This window comes from Herbaspirillum sp. NPDC101396 (assembly GCF_044767365.1).
In the GTDB taxonomy this organism is placed as follows: domain Bacteria; phylum Pseudomonadota; class Gammaproteobacteria; order Burkholderiales; family Burkholderiaceae_D; genus Herbaspirillum.
This window is the reverse complement of sequence record NZ_JBIWNT010000002.1, coordinates 1-14,050: the sequence shown is the minus strand read 5'-3', so window position 1 is coordinate 14,050 and position 14,050 is coordinate 1. Positions and strand designations below refer to the sequence as shown.

General features: G+C 62.2%; 12 protein-coding genes and 1 pseudogene. 2 read left to right on the top strand and 11 right to left on the bottom strand.

Translation table 11 applies throughout. The annotated features are described in order from the left end of the window. Position 1 precedes the first annotated feature (1 nt). Genes ACIROY_RS04980 through glpD form a run of 5 tightly spaced genes read right to left on the bottom strand, consistent with a single transcriptional unit; the run spans position 2 to position 5,451 of the window. Positions 2-820, bottom strand: coding sequence for a carbohydrate ABC transporter permease (locus ACIROY_RS04980; RefSeq protein WP_402340190.1), 819 nt, complete (start codon positions 818-820; stop codon positions 2-4). Further along, positions 813-1,703, bottom strand: a complete 891-nt coding sequence (locus ACIROY_RS04975) for a carbohydrate ABC transporter permease (protein ID WP_116436929.1) — start codon at positions 1,701-1,703, stop codon at positions 813-815. The genes ACIROY_RS04980 and ACIROY_RS04975 overlap by 8 nt, the downstream gene beginning before the upstream one ends. Positions 1,704-1,706: 3 nt before the next feature. Next, complete coding sequence (locus tag ACIROY_RS04970; protein ID WP_402340187.1) at positions 1,707-2,795, bottom strand: ABC transporter ATP-binding protein; 1,089 nt, start codon at positions 2,793-2,795, stop codon at positions 1,707-1,709. 1 nt (position 2,796) lies between these two features. After that, on the bottom strand, positions 2,797-3,882 hold the full coding sequence (locus tag ACIROY_RS04965) for an ABC transporter ATP-binding protein (protein ID WP_402340184.1): 1,086 nt from the start codon (positions 3,880-3,882) through the stop codon (positions 2,797-2,799). 54 nt (positions 3,883-3,936) lie between these two features. Further along, positions 3,937-5,451 carry a glycerol-3-phosphate dehydrogenase gene (gene glpD / locus ACIROY_RS04960; RefSeq protein ID WP_402340181.1) on the bottom strand — a complete coding sequence of 505 codons (1,515 nt, stop codon included), beginning with the start codon at positions 5,449-5,451 and terminating at the stop codon, positions 3,937-3,939. A 142-nt stretch (positions 5,452-5,593) separates the two neighbouring features. Here glpD and ACIROY_RS04955 point away from each other — a divergent pair, with 142 nt between their 5' ends. Continuing rightward, on the top strand, positions 5,594-6,352 hold the full coding sequence (locus tag ACIROY_RS04955) for a DeoR/GlpR family DNA-binding transcription regulator (protein WP_402277711.1): 759 nt from the start codon (positions 5,594-5,596) through the stop codon (positions 6,350-6,352). A gap of 109 nt (positions 6,353-6,461) precedes the next feature. Next, entirely contained in the window at positions 6,462-6,944 is a 483-nt protein-coding gene (gene gspG, locus ACIROY_RS04950; protein WP_402277671.1) for a type II secretion system major pseudopilin GspG, read from the top strand. A 65-nt stretch (positions 6,945-7,009) separates the two neighbouring features. On the opposite strand, the gene ACIROY_RS04945 is transcribed toward gspG, so the two are convergent. The 6 genes and pseudogenes from ACIROY_RS04945 to ACIROY_RS04920 all read right to left on the bottom strand — a co-directional run. Next, positions 7,010-7,207: a hypothetical protein gene (locus ACIROY_RS04945; RefSeq protein ID WP_402277673.1), complete on the bottom strand. Its 198-nt coding sequence runs from the start codon at positions 7,205-7,207 to the stop codon at positions 7,010-7,012. Positions 7,208-7,237: 30 nt separating this feature from the next. Continuing rightward, positions 7,238-8,596, bottom strand: a complete 1,359-nt coding sequence (hslU, locus tag ACIROY_RS04940) for an ATP-dependent protease ATPase subunit HslU (protein ID WP_402340178.1) — start codon at positions 8,594-8,596, stop codon at positions 7,238-7,240. Between the two features lie 26 nt (positions 8,597-8,622). Continuing rightward, positions 8,623-9,159 carry an ATP-dependent protease subunit HslV gene (gene hslV, locus ACIROY_RS04935; protein ID WP_007878415.1) on the bottom strand — a complete coding sequence of 179 codons (537 nt, stop codon included), beginning with the start codon at positions 9,157-9,159 and terminating at the stop codon, positions 8,623-8,625. Positions 9,160-9,429: 270 nt separating this feature from the next. Next, on the bottom strand, positions 9,430-13,116 hold the full coding sequence (gene putA / locus ACIROY_RS04930) for a trifunctional transcriptional regulator/proline dehydrogenase/L-glutamate gamma-semialdehyde dehydrogenase (protein WP_402340175.1): 3,687 nt from the start codon (positions 13,114-13,116) through the stop codon (positions 9,430-9,432). Positions 13,117-13,333: 217 nt separating this feature from the next. After that, positions 13,334-13,729, bottom strand: a complete 396-nt coding sequence (locus ACIROY_RS04925) for an RcnB family protein (RefSeq protein WP_402277679.1) — start codon at positions 13,727-13,729, stop codon at positions 13,334-13,336. Positions 13,730-13,897: 168 nt separating this feature from the next. After that, positions 13,898-14,050, bottom strand: a pseudogene (locus ACIROY_RS04920) (ABC transporter ATP-binding protein); the annotation flags it as partial.

Below are 14,050 nucleotides of genomic sequence, written 5' to 3'. Positions count from 1 at the left end.
GTCACACCCTCCCCATCGCGAAGCCCTTGGCGATATGGTTACGAACGAACCAGATCACCAGCGCCCCGGGAATAATCGTCAACACCCCGGCGGCGGCCAGGATGCCCCAGTCCATGCCGGCCGCCGAGGCGGTGCGCGTCATGATGGCGCTGATCGGCTTGGCGTTGACCGAGGTCAGCGTGCGCGCCAGCAGCAACTCGACCCAACTGAACATGAAGCAGAAGAACGCCGTCACGCCGACGCCCGACTTGATCAGCGGCAGGAAAATCCGCAGGAAGAAACGCGGGAACGAAAAGCCGTCGATGTAGGCGGTCTCGTCGATCTCGCGCGGCACGCCCGACATGAAGCCTTCCAGGATCCACACCGCCAGCGGCACGTTGAACAGCATGTGCGCCAGCGCCACGGCGATGTGCGTATCCATCAGCCCGACCGTCGAGTACAGCTGGAAGAACGGCAGCAGGAACACCGCCGGCGGCGTCATGCGATTGGTCAGCAGCCAGAAGAACATGTGCTTGTCGCCGAGGAAGCGGTAGCGCGAAAACGCATAGGCCGCCGGCAACGCCACCAGCAGCGACAGCACCGTATTGATGGCGACGTAGATGATGGAATTGATATAGCCCGAATACCACGACGCGTCGGTGAAGATCACCTTGTAGTTGTCCAGCGTCGGCTGGTTCGGCCACAGCGTGAAGACCGCCAGCGTTTCTTCGTTGGTCTTGAGCGACGTATTGAACAGCCAGTACAGCGGGACCAGCGTGAAGGCGATGTACAGCGCCAGCGTCAGCACGCGCGGCCAGCTGCTTTGCTTGTCTTTATTCATGATTGGCTCCTGTCGCCTGGTTGCCATTGCCTGCGCTTTGCATCCAGTTGTACAAGATGAAGGACAGCAGCAGGATGATCAGGAAGTAAATCAGCGAGAACGCCGCGGCAGGTCCCAGGTCGAACTGGCCGACCGCCTTCTGCGTCAGGTACTGGCTCAGGAAAGTGGTCGAATTGCCGGGCCCGCCGCCGGTGAGCACGAAGGGTTCGGTGTAGATCATGAAGCTGTCCATGAAACGCAGCAGCACCGCGATCACCAGCACGCCGCGCATCTTGGGCAGCTGGATGAAACGGAACACCGCCCAGCGGCTGGCGCCGTCGATCTGCGCCGCCTGATAGTACGCATCCGGAATCGAGCGCAAGCCGGCGAAGGCCAGCAAGGCCACCAGCGGCGTCCAGTGCCAGACATCCATCACCAGCACGGTGATCCAGGCGTCGAGCGAATTGGAGGCGTAGTTGTAGTCCATGCCGAGGCGGCTCAACACATAACCGCCCAGGCCGATGTCGGCGCGTCCGAATATCTGCCAGATGGTGCCGACCACGTTCCATGGAATCAGCAGCGGCATGGCCAGGATCACCAGCGCCGCCGACGATTTCCAGCCCTGCGCCGGCATCGACAGCGCCAGGCCGATGCCCAGCGGAATCTGCACCAGCAGCACGCAGAATGAAAAAATCAGCTGGCGCAGCAGCGCCGAATGCAGCTCGCTGTCGCGCATCACGGCGCGGAACCATTCGAGGCCGACGAACACGCTCTGCTCGGGACTGATGATGTCCTGCACCGAATAATTGACCACCGTCATCAGCGGGATGATCGCGGAGAACGCGACCGTCAGGAACACCGGCAGGATGAAAAACCAGGCCTTGTTGTTGTATGGCTTGTTCATGACCTATCGCCCTATCCTTTCGTCATTGCTGAAGAAGATCGTTTCCGTCTTCGCCAGGCGCAGCCATTGCGGGCCATCGCTCAGTTTGGTCGAGGCATCGAGCCTGGCCTTGACGATCTGGCCCCCGAATTCCGCCGTGAGCAGCTGGCTGGTGCCGAGATGCTGGACCTGCACGACCTTGGCGCTGACCGCGCCGGGCGCGCCCGCCGTGGTCAGCTCGACGAATTCCGGCCGGATGCCCAGCTTGAGTTCGCCGTTGGCGTGCTTGAGCGCCTGCAATTGCGCGGCGTCAACGTCCACGCGCTGCTGTCCGATCACGACGGCGTCGCCGTCGATCTGCAGCGGATAAAAGTTCATGCCGGGGCTGCCGATGAAATAGCCGACGAAGGTGTGATCGGGACGCACAAACAGGGCTTCCGGCTTGCCCTGCTGCACCACCTTGCCGTTGGTCATGACCACCACTTCATCGGCGAAGGTCAGCGCCTCGACCTGGTCATGGGTGACGTAGATCAGAGTCAGCTTGAGCTGGTGGTGAATCTGCTTGAGTTTTTGCCGCAGTTGCCATTTCATGTGCGGATCGATCACCGTCAGCGGTTCGTCGAACAGGATCGCGGCAACGTCCTTGCGCACCAGTCCGCGTCCCAGCGAGATCTTTTGCTTGGCGTCGGCCGACAGGCCGCTGGCGCGCTGCTTGAGGTCGCGCGTCAGTTCAAGGATGTCGGCGATTTCATGCACGCGCGCGCGCACTTCACTCTCCGCCACCTTGCGATTGCGCAGCGGGAACGCCAGGTTGTCGAACACGCTCATGGTGTCGTACAGCACCGGGAACTGGAACACCTGGGCGATGTTGCGTTCGCGCGTTGGCATCTGCGTCATGTCCTTGCCGTCGAACAGCACCTGACCTTCGGACGGCACCAGCAGACCGGAAATGATATTGAGCAGCGTCGACTTGCCGCAGCCGGACGGGCCCAGCAAGGCATATGCGCCGCCGTCTTCCCACACCATGTTCATTGGCTGCAGAGCGTAGTCCTGCAGCGACGCCGGATTGGGTCCGTAAGCATGGCCGAGATTGCGAAATTCAATACGTGCCATGTCAGTCTCCCTGCGGGGCGCTCAACAGGCGGCCCTCGGTATCGAACAAAAAAATCTGTGCGGCGTTGATGTTGACCTGCACCGCGCTGCCGATTTCGAGCGCATGCACGCCGGGCAGTTGCGCCACCAGGGCATCGCTTCCGTGACGCAGGTGCAGATAGGTTTCGGAGCCGCTCAGTTCGGCCAGGCCGACCGTGCAGGCCAGCGTCACGCCGGCGCCCGTGAGCGCTTGCAGGCGCACGTCGTTGCAGCGAATCCCGACCTGGCAACGCTGGCCCGAAGTCAGCATCAGATTGCGGCCAACGACCCTCAGCACGCTGCCGTCGTCGAGCTTCACGCTGTCATTGCCGATGGCGGTTGCCGCCAGCATGTTCATCGGTGGATCGTTGAAGATGGCCGCCACTTCGGTCGAGGCCGGCGCGTTGAACAATTGCAGCGTCGGCCCGAACTGCAACAAGCGGCCGGCATGCATCACGGCGGTATGGCCGCCGAGCAGCAAGGCTTCCTGCGGCTCGGTGGTGGCGTAGACCACGGTGGTGTCGCCGCCGGTGAACAGGGAAATCAATTCGGAACGCAGTTCTTCGCGCAGCTTGTAGTCGAGATTGACCAGCGGCTCGTCCAGCAGCACCAGCGGCGCGCGCTTGATCAGCGCACGCGCCAGGGCGGTGCGTTGCTGCTGACCGCCGGACAGCTCGCCGGGCAGGCGTTGCAGCAGGTGCGCGATGTGCAGTTTTTCGGCGATCCCGGTGACGCGCTGGTGGATTTCCTGCTGCGGCAATTTTTTCAGGCGCAGCGGCGAGGCGATGTTTTCGTACACGCTCAGGCCCGGATAGTTGATGAATTGCTGGTACACCATGGCCAGGTTGCGCTCGCGCACGCCAACGCCGGTGACGTCCTTGCCGTCGACCAGCACGCTGCCGCTGCCGGGCTTGTCCAGTCCGGCGATGATGCGCATGAGCGAAGTCTTGCCGGCCTGCGTCGGGCCCAGCAGGACGTTGATGCCGCCCGCCGCCAGTTTCAGATCAAGCGGATACAGGTGCGTTTCGGCACCCACCGACTTGGTCACTTGTCTTAATTCCAGGGTCACGCTGTCTCCTTGCTGCTGTTCTGTTTTTTTACATGCGGCGCAGGTCTGTTGGGGCTAGGTCCGCTCCTTCAGCCATTGCTGCAATCGTTCCACGTGCTGCGGCCGGCAATACAGGCCCAGCTTGCTCCGGCGCCACAGGATGTCTTCCGCGCTGCGCGCCCATTCGACGTCGTGCAGATAACGCGCCTCCGTCTCGTAGAGTCCCGGCGCCAGTTCTTCGCCGAGATCGGCGAGACCGGCGGCGCCTTTGAGCAGACGTTCGGCGCGACTGCCGTAGCTGCGCGCGTAGCGCTGCGCCAGCGCGGAAGGCAGCCAGGGATGGCGTGCGCTGAAAGCCGCCAGGAAACGCGCGAAGTCGTAGTGCCGCACCAGCTTGCCGGCCTCTTCGAGATCGCCGCCGGGCAAGGGCGCGTCGGCAGTCCACGACGGCGCCTTGAGTCCCAGCCGCGGCGACAGGATGGCCAGCGCTTCCTCGGCGAGCTTGCGGTAGGTGGTGATTTTTCCGCCCCAGACGTTCAACATGGGCGCCCCGCTGTCGTTGCATTCGAGCAGATAGTCGCGCGTCACGGCGGAGGCGTTGGAGGAATTGTCGTCCAGCAGCGGACGCACGCCGGAGTATGTCCACACCACGTCTTGTGCGGAAATCTGGCGCGTGAAATAGCGGTTGGCCATGTCGCACAGATAGTCGATTTCCGCAGCACTGATCTCAACCTTGCCGGCGTCGCCGGTGTATTCCAGGTCGGTGGTGCCGATCAGCGTGAAGTCGTCCTGATACGGAATCGCGAAAATGATGCGCTTGTCGGGATTCTGAAAAATGTAGGCGTAAGGATGATCGAAAAGACGCTTGACGACGATATGGCTGCCCTTGATCAGGCGCAGGCCGTAGCTCTTGCTGGCACCGGGAACGGCGTCGGCGAATTGCGCGGTCCACGGACCGGCGGCGTTGACGATGGCGCGCGCCTGCACCTGGATGCGGCCGTCCTGTTCATTCTCCAGCGTGGCGCGCCAGAGCTCGCTCTCCCGGCGCGCTTCGGTGCATGTGGTGCGGGTGAAAATACGGGCACCGCGTTCGCTGGCGTCGAGCACATTGAGCGCCACCAGACGGGCATCGTCAACCCAGCCGTCGGAGTAGACGAAGCCACGGCGGTAGTCACCCTTGAGCGGCTTGCCGGCGGCATGTTCGTTGAGCTCGAGTCCCTGCGAGGCCGGCAGGATTTCGCGTTTGGCGAGATAGTCGTACATCAGCAGGCCGGCGCGGATCAGCCAGGCCGGACGCTGGCCGGCGTCATGCGGCATGATGAAGCGCAACGGCCAGATGATGTGCGGCGCGGCGCGCAGCAGCACTTCGCGTTCCTGCAAGGCCTTGCGCACCAGCTTGAATTCGTAATACTCGAGATAGCGCAGCCCGCCGTGGATCAGCTTGGTGCTGGCAGAAGACGTGTGCTGCGCCAGATCGTGCTGCTCGCACAGGATCACGCGCAAACCGCGGCCGGCCGCGTCACGGGCAATACCGGCGCCGTTGATGCCGCCGCCGACCACCAGAAGATCACATTCGAGAAGTGTGTTCAACTTGTCTCCGGATTTTATATTTGCCGCATGGTATTTTTTGGCTACGATACGCGACAACGTGAAAACAAATCAACAATTATTTTGTTGTTTTCAATTCGATTATGTTTTTTAATGTTCATATGATCATTAACCAATTTCCATGATGCTCAATCCGCGGCAACAAACCCTGCTCGACTGCGTGCGCAAGCACATCACGATTTCGGTGGAAGAATTGGCGCGGAAGCTGGATGTAACGACGCAGACAGTGCGCCGCGACGTCAAGGCGATGGTCGACGCCAAGTTGCTGGCGCGCTACCACGGCGGCGTCGGCCTGCTCTCTTCGACCGAGAACATCGCCTACCCGCAGCGCCAGGTGATGAACGCCGAGGCCAAGCAGCGCATCGGCAAGGCGGTCGCTGCGCGCGTGCCGGACGGATGTTCACTGATCCTGAACCTGGGCACCACCACCGAAGAAGTGGCGCGCGCGCTGCATCGCCACAGCCACCTGCATGTGGTCACCAACAATCTCAATGTCGCCAGCATGCTGGCCAGCAATACCGCGTCGGAAGTGATCGTCACCGGCGGTGTGGTGCGCGCGCGCGATCGCGGCATTGTCGGCGAGGCAACCATCGACTTCATCCGCCAGTTCAAGGTCGATATCGGCATCATCGGTATTTCCAGCATCGAGCTCGACGGCGTGCTGCGCGACTTCGATGCGCGCGAGGTCAAGGTGGCGCAAACCATCATCGAGCAATCCCGGCAAGTCTGGCTGGTCGCCGACTCGAGCAAGTTCGGCCGCCAGGCGCTGGTGAAGATGGCGCACCTGTCGCAGATCGACGTCTTGTTCACCGATGCGGCTCCGCCACCGGAGCTGGCGAAGCTGCTGCAGGAAACCGAGGTCGAGGTGGTGCTGGCGACCTGAGCCTGAACAAATCCACGAACGGAACTTCCTGGCAATCCGACTCCGCCATACCAAAGCCGACGCTTCGGCTTTATACTCTCGCATCTCGCTTTACTGGAAAGAAAGTCCGATGCGCCGCATAGTTACGCGACACGTTTCCCCCACGCAACTTCTCCCGCCATTTTTTTCACTGCAACGCGGCCTGAGCAAATTACAGATGTTGACTGCAGTTGCGGTTATCGCGGTGGTGGCCATCGTCGCCGCGCCGCGCCTGCTCAACGTCGTCAACCACGCCCATAGCCCGCAAATCGTCGCCGCCGAGCAGGACATCGCCGAGATCGAAAAGGGCCTGCAGCTATACAAGCAGGATATCGGCCGCTATCCCACCACCGAGCAAGGCCTGCTGGCGCTGATCGTCAAGCCCGGCCGCGCGCCGGTGCCCAAGGAATGGAAGACCGGCGGCTACCTCGACCGACTGCCGCGCGATCCGTGGGGCAACGCCTACCAATACCAGCTGTCCGAAGACGGCAACAGCTTCGATGTGTTTTCCTTCGGCGCCGCAGGTCCGGATGAAGGCGTCGACCAGGCCGGCGTGATTCGCGGCAAGCATTGACGCCGGCGCCACCGCCATGAAAAAAGCCACGGCATGCCGTGGCTTTTTTATTGCGCTTGACCTGATCAATCCTGGCCCGGTTCATCCAGTTTCTTTTTCACCTCGCGGCGCGCCGACTGCCGCACAGCGGACGCGGTCTTGCGATGCGGGCCGGCGGCGCGCTGTTTGGCGGCGACCGCCACCGGATTGCGCGGCTTGGCAAGTTGCGAAGGCTCGATGCGGAAGCTCAGCTTCTGCCGCGTTCCCAGCGTCTTGTTTGCCATACCGCCCTCCTTCGGTTCACCAGGCGTCGCTTACAGCACGTAGCGCGACAGGTCTTCGTTGACCGCCAGTTCACCCAGGCGATCCTTGACGTAGGCGGCATCGATGGCGATGGTCTGCTCACCGGTTTCACCGGCGGAGAACGAAATCTCTTCCAGCAGTTTTTCCATCACGGTGTACAGACGGCGCGCGCCGATATTCTCGGTTTTTTCATTGACCGAAAACGCGATCTCCGCCAGTTGCTGGATGCCGCTGTCGTCGAACTCGACCTTGACGCCCTCGGTCTCGAGCAAGGCCTGGTATTGCTTGGTCAGGCAAGCGTCGGTGCCGGTCAGGATGGTTTTGAAATCATCGATCGACAAGGAATCCAGTTCGACGCGGATCGGGAAACGGCCCTGCAATTCCGGAATCAGGTCGGACGGCTTGGCCAGGTGGAACGCGCCCGATGCAATGAACAGGATGTGGTCGGTCTTGATCATGCCGTACTTGGTGTTGACGGTGGTGCCTTCGACCAGCGGCAGCAGGTCGCGCTGCACACCGGCGCGCGAGACGTCCGCCGTGCCTTGCGAGCGCGTGGCGATCTTGTCGATTTCGTCGAGGAACACGATGCCGTTCTGCTCGACGTTGGCGATGGCCTTCTGCTTCAGTTCTTCTTCGTTGACCAGCTTGCCGGCTTCTTCCTCGATCAGGAACTTCATGGCTTCCCTGATCTTGATCTTGCGCGTCTTCTTGCGGTTGTTGCCCATGCCGGAAAACATGCTCTTGATCTGCTCGGTCATTTCTTCCATGCCCGGCGGCGCCATGATTTCCATTGCCGGCGAAGAGTCGGACAATTCGATCTCGATCTCACGGTCGTCGAGCGCACCTTCGCGCAGGCGCTTGCGGAAAGTCTGGCGCGTGGTGCTGCCTTTTTCTTCCACGCCATCGCCGGAGGCGGCGGCGTTCTTGTTGCCTTCCGGCGTGAAGCCGAAATCGCGCGCCGGCGGCAGCAGGATGTCGAGTACGCGGTCTTCGGCGGCGTCTTCGGCGCGCGCACGCACCTTGCGCACTTCGCCTTCACGCGTCTGCTTGATGCCGATGTCGATCAGGTCGCGGATGATGGTGTCGACGTCGCGGCCGACATAGCCGACTTCGGTGAACTTGGTGGCTTCGATCTTGATGAAAGGCGCGTCGGCCAGCTTGGCCAGGCGACGGGCGATTTCGGTCTTGCCGACGCCGGTGGGGCCGATCATGAGGATGTTCTTGGGCGTGATCTCGTGACGCAGCGGTTCGCTGACCTGCTGACGGCGCCAGCGGTTGCGCAGCGCAATGGCGACGGCGCGCTTGGCGCGACCCTGGCCGACCACGTGTTTATCGAGTTCGGAAACGATCTCTTTGGGAGTCATGTTCATGGTGTGTGCTTTTCTGTGCCGGACGCTTAGTCCAGGGTCTCAATGATGTGGTTCAGGTTGGTGTAGATGCAGAGTTCACCTGCAATCACCAGAGATTTCTTGACGATGTCGGCGGGCGACAGCTCGGTGTTTTCCTGCAGCGCCTTGGCCGCGGATTGCGCAAAGGTGCCGCCCGAGCCGATTGCGCCGATGCCGTCTGTGGGCTCCAGCACATCGCCGTTGCCGGTGATCACCAGCGTGCTGTCACGGTCGGCGGTCAGCAACATGGCTTCGAGGCGACGCAGCATGCGGTCGGTGCGCCATTCCTTGGCCAGCTCGACCGAAGCGCGCATCAGGTTGCCCTGGTGCTTTTCCAGCTTGGATTCAAACAGGTCAAGCAGCGTAAAAGCATCGGCCGTGCCGCCGGCGAAACCGACTAGGACCTTGCCGTTGTAGAGCTTGCGCACCTTGCGTGCAGTGCCCTTCATGACCACGTTGCCCAGCGTCACCTGGCCGTCGCCGCCCAGCGCCACGGTGTTGCCGCGTCGGACGGAGAGGATGGTCGTGCCGTGAAATTGTTCCATGCGAATGCCTCAATGAATGTGTTGCGCAGAGTGTTGCTTTGCTTGTTCTGGTGAAATGGGGACAGCCGTGCAGATTGCAAGGAGTCGTGGGACGCGCAAGTCCGCCGGTGCCGAGGCGTTATTTTACGCCGCTGCGGCAAGGGACAGAATGCGGGGAGGAGAAGACGCAGACAGATGACAATCTGTCTACTTTGGAAGAATGTAAAACGCCGTCATCCCGGCGTATGCCAGGATGACGGGATAACGGGATAACGGGATGACGGCAGTACCTTAAACCGACAAGGTCATCAGGCTCGCATTGCCGCCCGCTGCCGTCGTGTTGACGCACAGCGCGCGTTCGGCCACCAGACGCCACAAGGCAATCGGCATGTCTTCCGCCGTCGGCACCAGCGGCACCAGTGCGCCGTCACGGGCTGCCAGGACGCCGCGCCATTGCGCGATCACCGGACCATCGACCAGCGCCAGATGCAAGTCCAGCGCAGCGACGTCGCCGCTGAGTTCGATGGCTTGGCGCGCGTCGGCCGGCAGACCGGCCGGGATCAGCTTGCCTTGCGCAGCCGGCACCACGGCGGTGTTACCGGTGGCGAGCACCGCAGCGATCTGGTTCAGCAGCGCGGCGACGTCGGCGGCCGCGCACAGGATCTTGCCGCGCGGTGCAAACGACAGCGTGTTGCGCTCGCCGGTCGGCCCCGGCAAGGTCAGCGTCTTGTACAGCAGGCTCTCCTGCACATAGGTCGCGCCCAGTTGCGCCAGCTTGGCATGGCCGTGGGTCGCGGCCCAGTCGAGCAGGGATTTCAATGGTTGCGATGCCGCCTGCCCAGCGTCGTTGAACAGATTGACATCGGCGTGACGTTGCAGGCGTTTCAGGTACAGCGGACCGCCGGCTTTGGGGCCGGTGCCGGACTTGCCTTCACCGCCGAACGGCTGCACGCCGACCACGGCGCCGACGATGTTACGGTTGACGTAGATGTTGCCGACGTGGGCGCGGTCGGCGACGAAGGCGATGGTCTCGTCGATGCGCGAATGCACGCCCAATGTCAGGCCGTAGCCGCTGGCGTTGATGGTGTCGATCAGCTGCGGCAACTGGTCGCGGCGATAACGCAGCACGTGCAGCACGGGGCCGAACACTTCGCGCTTGAGCTGGGTGATGGAGTCGATCTCAATCACGGTCGGCGCGACGAAAGTACCGTGTTCGTGGCGTTCGTCGAGCGGCAATTGGTAGACCTTGCCGCCCTTCTTCATTTGCTCGATGTGGGCCAGCAAGTGCGTGCGCGCCTCGTCGTCGATGACCGGGCCGATGTCGGTTTCCAGACAATCCGGGTGGCCGATGCGCAACTCCTGCATGGCGCCCTTCAACATGGTCATGGTCTTGTCGGCGATGTCTTCCTGCAGGCACAGCACGCGCAGTGCCGAGCAGCGCTGGCCGGCGCTGTCGAAGGCCGAGCTCAGCACATCCTGCACCACTTGTTCGGGCAAGGCGCTGGAGTCGACGATGAGCGCGTTCTGGCCGCCGGTTTCGGCGATGAACGGAATGTCGCCGTGCTCGTCCTTGCTTCCATTCGCCAGCGTGCGCGCAGCTAAAGTTCTATTGATCAGTTGTGCGACTTCGGTCGAGCCGGTGAAGATCACGCCCTTGACGCGCGCGTCGCCGGTCAGTGCGGCACCGACGGTGTCGCCGCGACCCGGCAGGAATTGCAGCGCCGCGCGCGGCACGCCCGCTTCATGCAGTAGCTGCACTGCGCGATGCGCGATCAGCGGCGTCTGTTCGGCCGGCTTGGCCAGCACCACGTTGCCGGCGGCCAGCGAAGCGCTGACTTCGCCGATGAAGATCGCCAGCGGGAAATTCCACGGGCTGATGCAGACCACCGGCCCCCACGCCAGCGCATTGCCGTCGTGGCGCGATTGCGTCGCGTAGTAGCGCAGGAAGTCCACCGCTTCGCGCACTTCGGCGATCGCATTGGGCAGCGACTTGCCGGCTTCGCGCACGGCCAGCGCCATCAGTTCGGCCTGGTGTGTTTCGAATAGATCGGCGGCGCGCTCCAGCGCGTGCGCACGGTCGCCGGAAGACACCGCCTGCCATTGCACGGCGTACTCGGTGGCGGCATGCAAGGCGCTCTCGACGTCGTCGCGCGAGGCTTCGATGACCTGGCCCACGAGGTCGCGGCGGTCGGCCGGATTGGTGATCGGCTGCGTCTCGCCGATGGACACGGCGCCGTCATGCAGCAGCGGCGCGGCTTGCCATTGCTGGGCGCTCAGTTGCGCGAAGGCATGCTCGAGTCCGCGCAGGGTGTCTTCATTGCTGAGGTCGACGCCGGCGGAATTCTTGCGCTCTTCGCCGTACAGGTTGCGCGGCAGGGTGATCTGCGGATGCGGTTCGCCGCCCGATTTTTGCACGGTGACGATGGGGTCGGTGATGAGCGTGTCGATGGCGACATTCTCGTCGACGATCTGATTCACGAAGGACGAATTGGCGCCGTTCTCCAGCAGACGACGGACCAGATAGGCGAGCAAGGTCTGGTGCGAGCCGACCGGCGCGTAAATGCGGCAGGCCTTGCCGAGCTGGTCGGCGCCGACTACCTGGTCATAGAGCGTCTCGCCCATGCCGTGCAGGCACTGGAATTCGTAGTCGTCGATCTTGTGCTGCTGCGCCCAGGTGTAGATGGCAGACAGCGTGTGCGCGTTGTGCGTGGCGAATTGCGGATAGATGACGTCGGTTACGGCCAGCAGTTTTTGCGCACAGGTCAGGTAGGACAGATCGGTGTGCACCTTGCGCGTGTAGACCGGATAGCCGGACAGGCCATCGACCTGGGCACGCTTGATTTCGCTGTCCCAATAGGCGCCCTTGACCAGCCGCACCATCAGCTTGCGCCCGCTGCGGCGCGCCAAGTCGGCGAGGTAGTCGATCACGAACGGGCAGCGCTTCTGGTACGCCTGCACCACGAAGCCGATGCCTTCGAAACCGTCGAGGTCGCGGTCGAATGCCAGCGCTTCCATCAGGTCCAGCGACAGCTCGAGGCGGTCGGCTTCTTCGGCATCGATGTTGAGGCCGATGTTGTAGGACTTGGCCAGCACCAGCAATTGCTTCAGGCGCGGCAGCAGTTCGCTCATCACGCGCGCATGCTGGGCGCGGGAATAACGCGGATGCAGCGCCGACAGCTTGACCGAAATGCCGGGGCCGTCCTTGATGCCGCGGCCGTTGGAAGCGCGGCCGATGGCGTGGATCGCGTCTTCGTAGGATTGGTAATAGAAGTCGGCGTCGTGCCCGGTCAGCGCCGCTTCGCCGAGCATGTCGTAGGAATAGCGATAGCCGCGCTTTTCGTTGTCGCGGCTGTTGGCCAGCGCTTCGGCGATGGTCTGGCCCGTGACGAACTGGTTGCCCAGCATGCGCATGGCGAGGTCGACGCCCTTGCGGATCAGCGGTTCGCCGCCCTTGTTGATCAGGCGCGTGAGCGCCGACGCCAGGCCGCTTTCGCTGCTGGTGCCGACCAGCTTGCCGGTGATCAGCAAGCCCCAGGTGGCGGCGTTGACGAACAGCGACGGCGACTCGCCCAGATGCTTGCGCCAGTCGCCCTTGCTGATCTTGTCGGCGATCAGGCGGTCGGCGGTCTGGTGATCGGGAATGCGCAACAGTGCTTCGGCCAGGCACATCAACGCCACGCCCTCTTCCGACGACAGCGAGAATTCATGCATCAGCGCATCCACGCCGGACGAACGCGTGCGCTTGGTGCGCACCGCCTGCACCAGCTTGCGCGCCAGCTTTTGCGTCGCCTCGGTCCAGCTCGCATTGCTTTGCACCTGCGCCAGCAGCCACTGCACGGCGCCGCGTTCGTCGCGGCGATAGACGGCGGTAATCGCGGCGCGCAATGGCGTCGGATTCTGCATGACTTCCTGTTGGAAGACGCTGAAGGCGGGAGCAAAGGTGGAAGAAGGGACGGAAGGATGGGAGGCGCTGTTCATATTGGTTTGTCTCTGAAAAATCAGCAAAATACGATTTTTTGCTTGCTGCGATTCTATTCGGGATTAACCAATATTAATTCTGCATTTAAGGCAGTTATTGCGAATTTAATTTTTAAAAAGTGAATTAAGGAGAATTAAATTCTTAGCCACATCGACTGCAGGAACGACAAAAACGCCCGTCGCGTTCCAGCGGCGGGCGCATTCTGCAGGACAGAATTTAATTGTTCAGAAGCAATTGCAGGATGATGCCGGTGCCGATTGCCGCCAGCACGTAGTCGCCGCCGGTCTGCACCCATTGATAGCCGCGCGGTGGCGCGCTCAGGCGGTGCTCACGCCAGTTGTTGACGACGTATTGGCGGTTGCGGTATTCCGGCGGCAGGCGGTCGCCGCGATGGAACGCGTGGTTGGGACCGGCACCGCGTTCGTCGCGACGATCGGGACCGCGATGGTCGTCGCGGCGGTTGTCATGGCGATCCGGCGGACCACGGCGATCATCCTGGCCTGGCGGCGGACGGCGGTCGTCGCGACCGTATTGTTGCGCCTGGGCGAAAGGTAAGGCGCCGACGGCGAGCGTCAGTGCGAGAACCGAGGAGACGATGGATTTCTTATTCATGGAGGGCTCCCTTATATATGGACAATCTGAAACCCCGCCGCACGCATTGTTGCTCCCGATGCGGCGGGACCATACAGTGGAGACCTTAACAAGCCCCTTCGTTCCCTTAAGTATGTATCTGAATGCTACCTGACGACTTTGTCAGGATCGGCATTCATTTAACGTCCCTTAGCCTTCACCCAGATACGCCGCCTTGACGCGCGGATCATTCAACATTTCCTTGGCATTGCCGCTCATGGTGATCAGCCCCGACTCCATCACATAACCCCGGTGCGCCGCCTCCAGCGCCAGCTTGGCGTTCTGTTCCACCAGCAAGATCGT

Coding starts and splice junctions, on each gene's coding strand:
- ACIROY_RS04980 (WP_402340190.1), bottom strand. CDS start 820: ATGAATAAAGACAAGCAAAGCAGCTGGCCGCGCGTGCTGACGCTGGCG.
- ACIROY_RS04975 (WP_116436929.1), bottom strand. CDS start 1,703: ATGAACAAGCCATACAACAACAAGGCCTGGTTTTTCATCCTGCCGGTG.
- ACIROY_RS04970 (WP_402340187.1), bottom strand. CDS start 2,795: ATGGCACGTATTGAATTTCGCAATCTCGGCCATGCTTACGGACCCAAT.
- ACIROY_RS04955 (WP_402277711.1), top strand. CDS start 5,594: ATGCTCAATCCGCGGCAACAAACCCTGCTCGACTGCGTGCGCAAGCAC.
- gspG (WP_402277671.1), top strand. CDS start 6,462: ATGCGCCGCATAGTTACGCGACACGTTTCCCCCACGCAACTTCTCCCG.
- ACIROY_RS04945 (WP_402277673.1), bottom strand. CDS start 7,207: ATGGCAAACAAGACGCTGGGAACGCGGCAGAAGCTGAGCTTCCGCATC.
- hslU (WP_402340178.1), bottom strand. CDS start 8,596: ATGAACATGACTCCCAAAGAGATCGTTTCCGAACTCGATAAACACGTG.
- hslV (WP_007878415.1), bottom strand. CDS start 9,159: ATGGAACAATTTCACGGCACGACCATCCTCTCCGTCCGACGCGGCAAC.
- putA (WP_402340175.1), bottom strand. CDS start 13,116: ATGAACAGCGCCTCCCATCCTTCCGTCCCTTCTTCCACCTTTGCTCCC.
- ACIROY_RS04925 (WP_402277679.1), bottom strand. CDS start 13,729: ATGAATAAGAAATCCATCGTCTCCTCGGTTCTCGCACTGACGCTCGCC.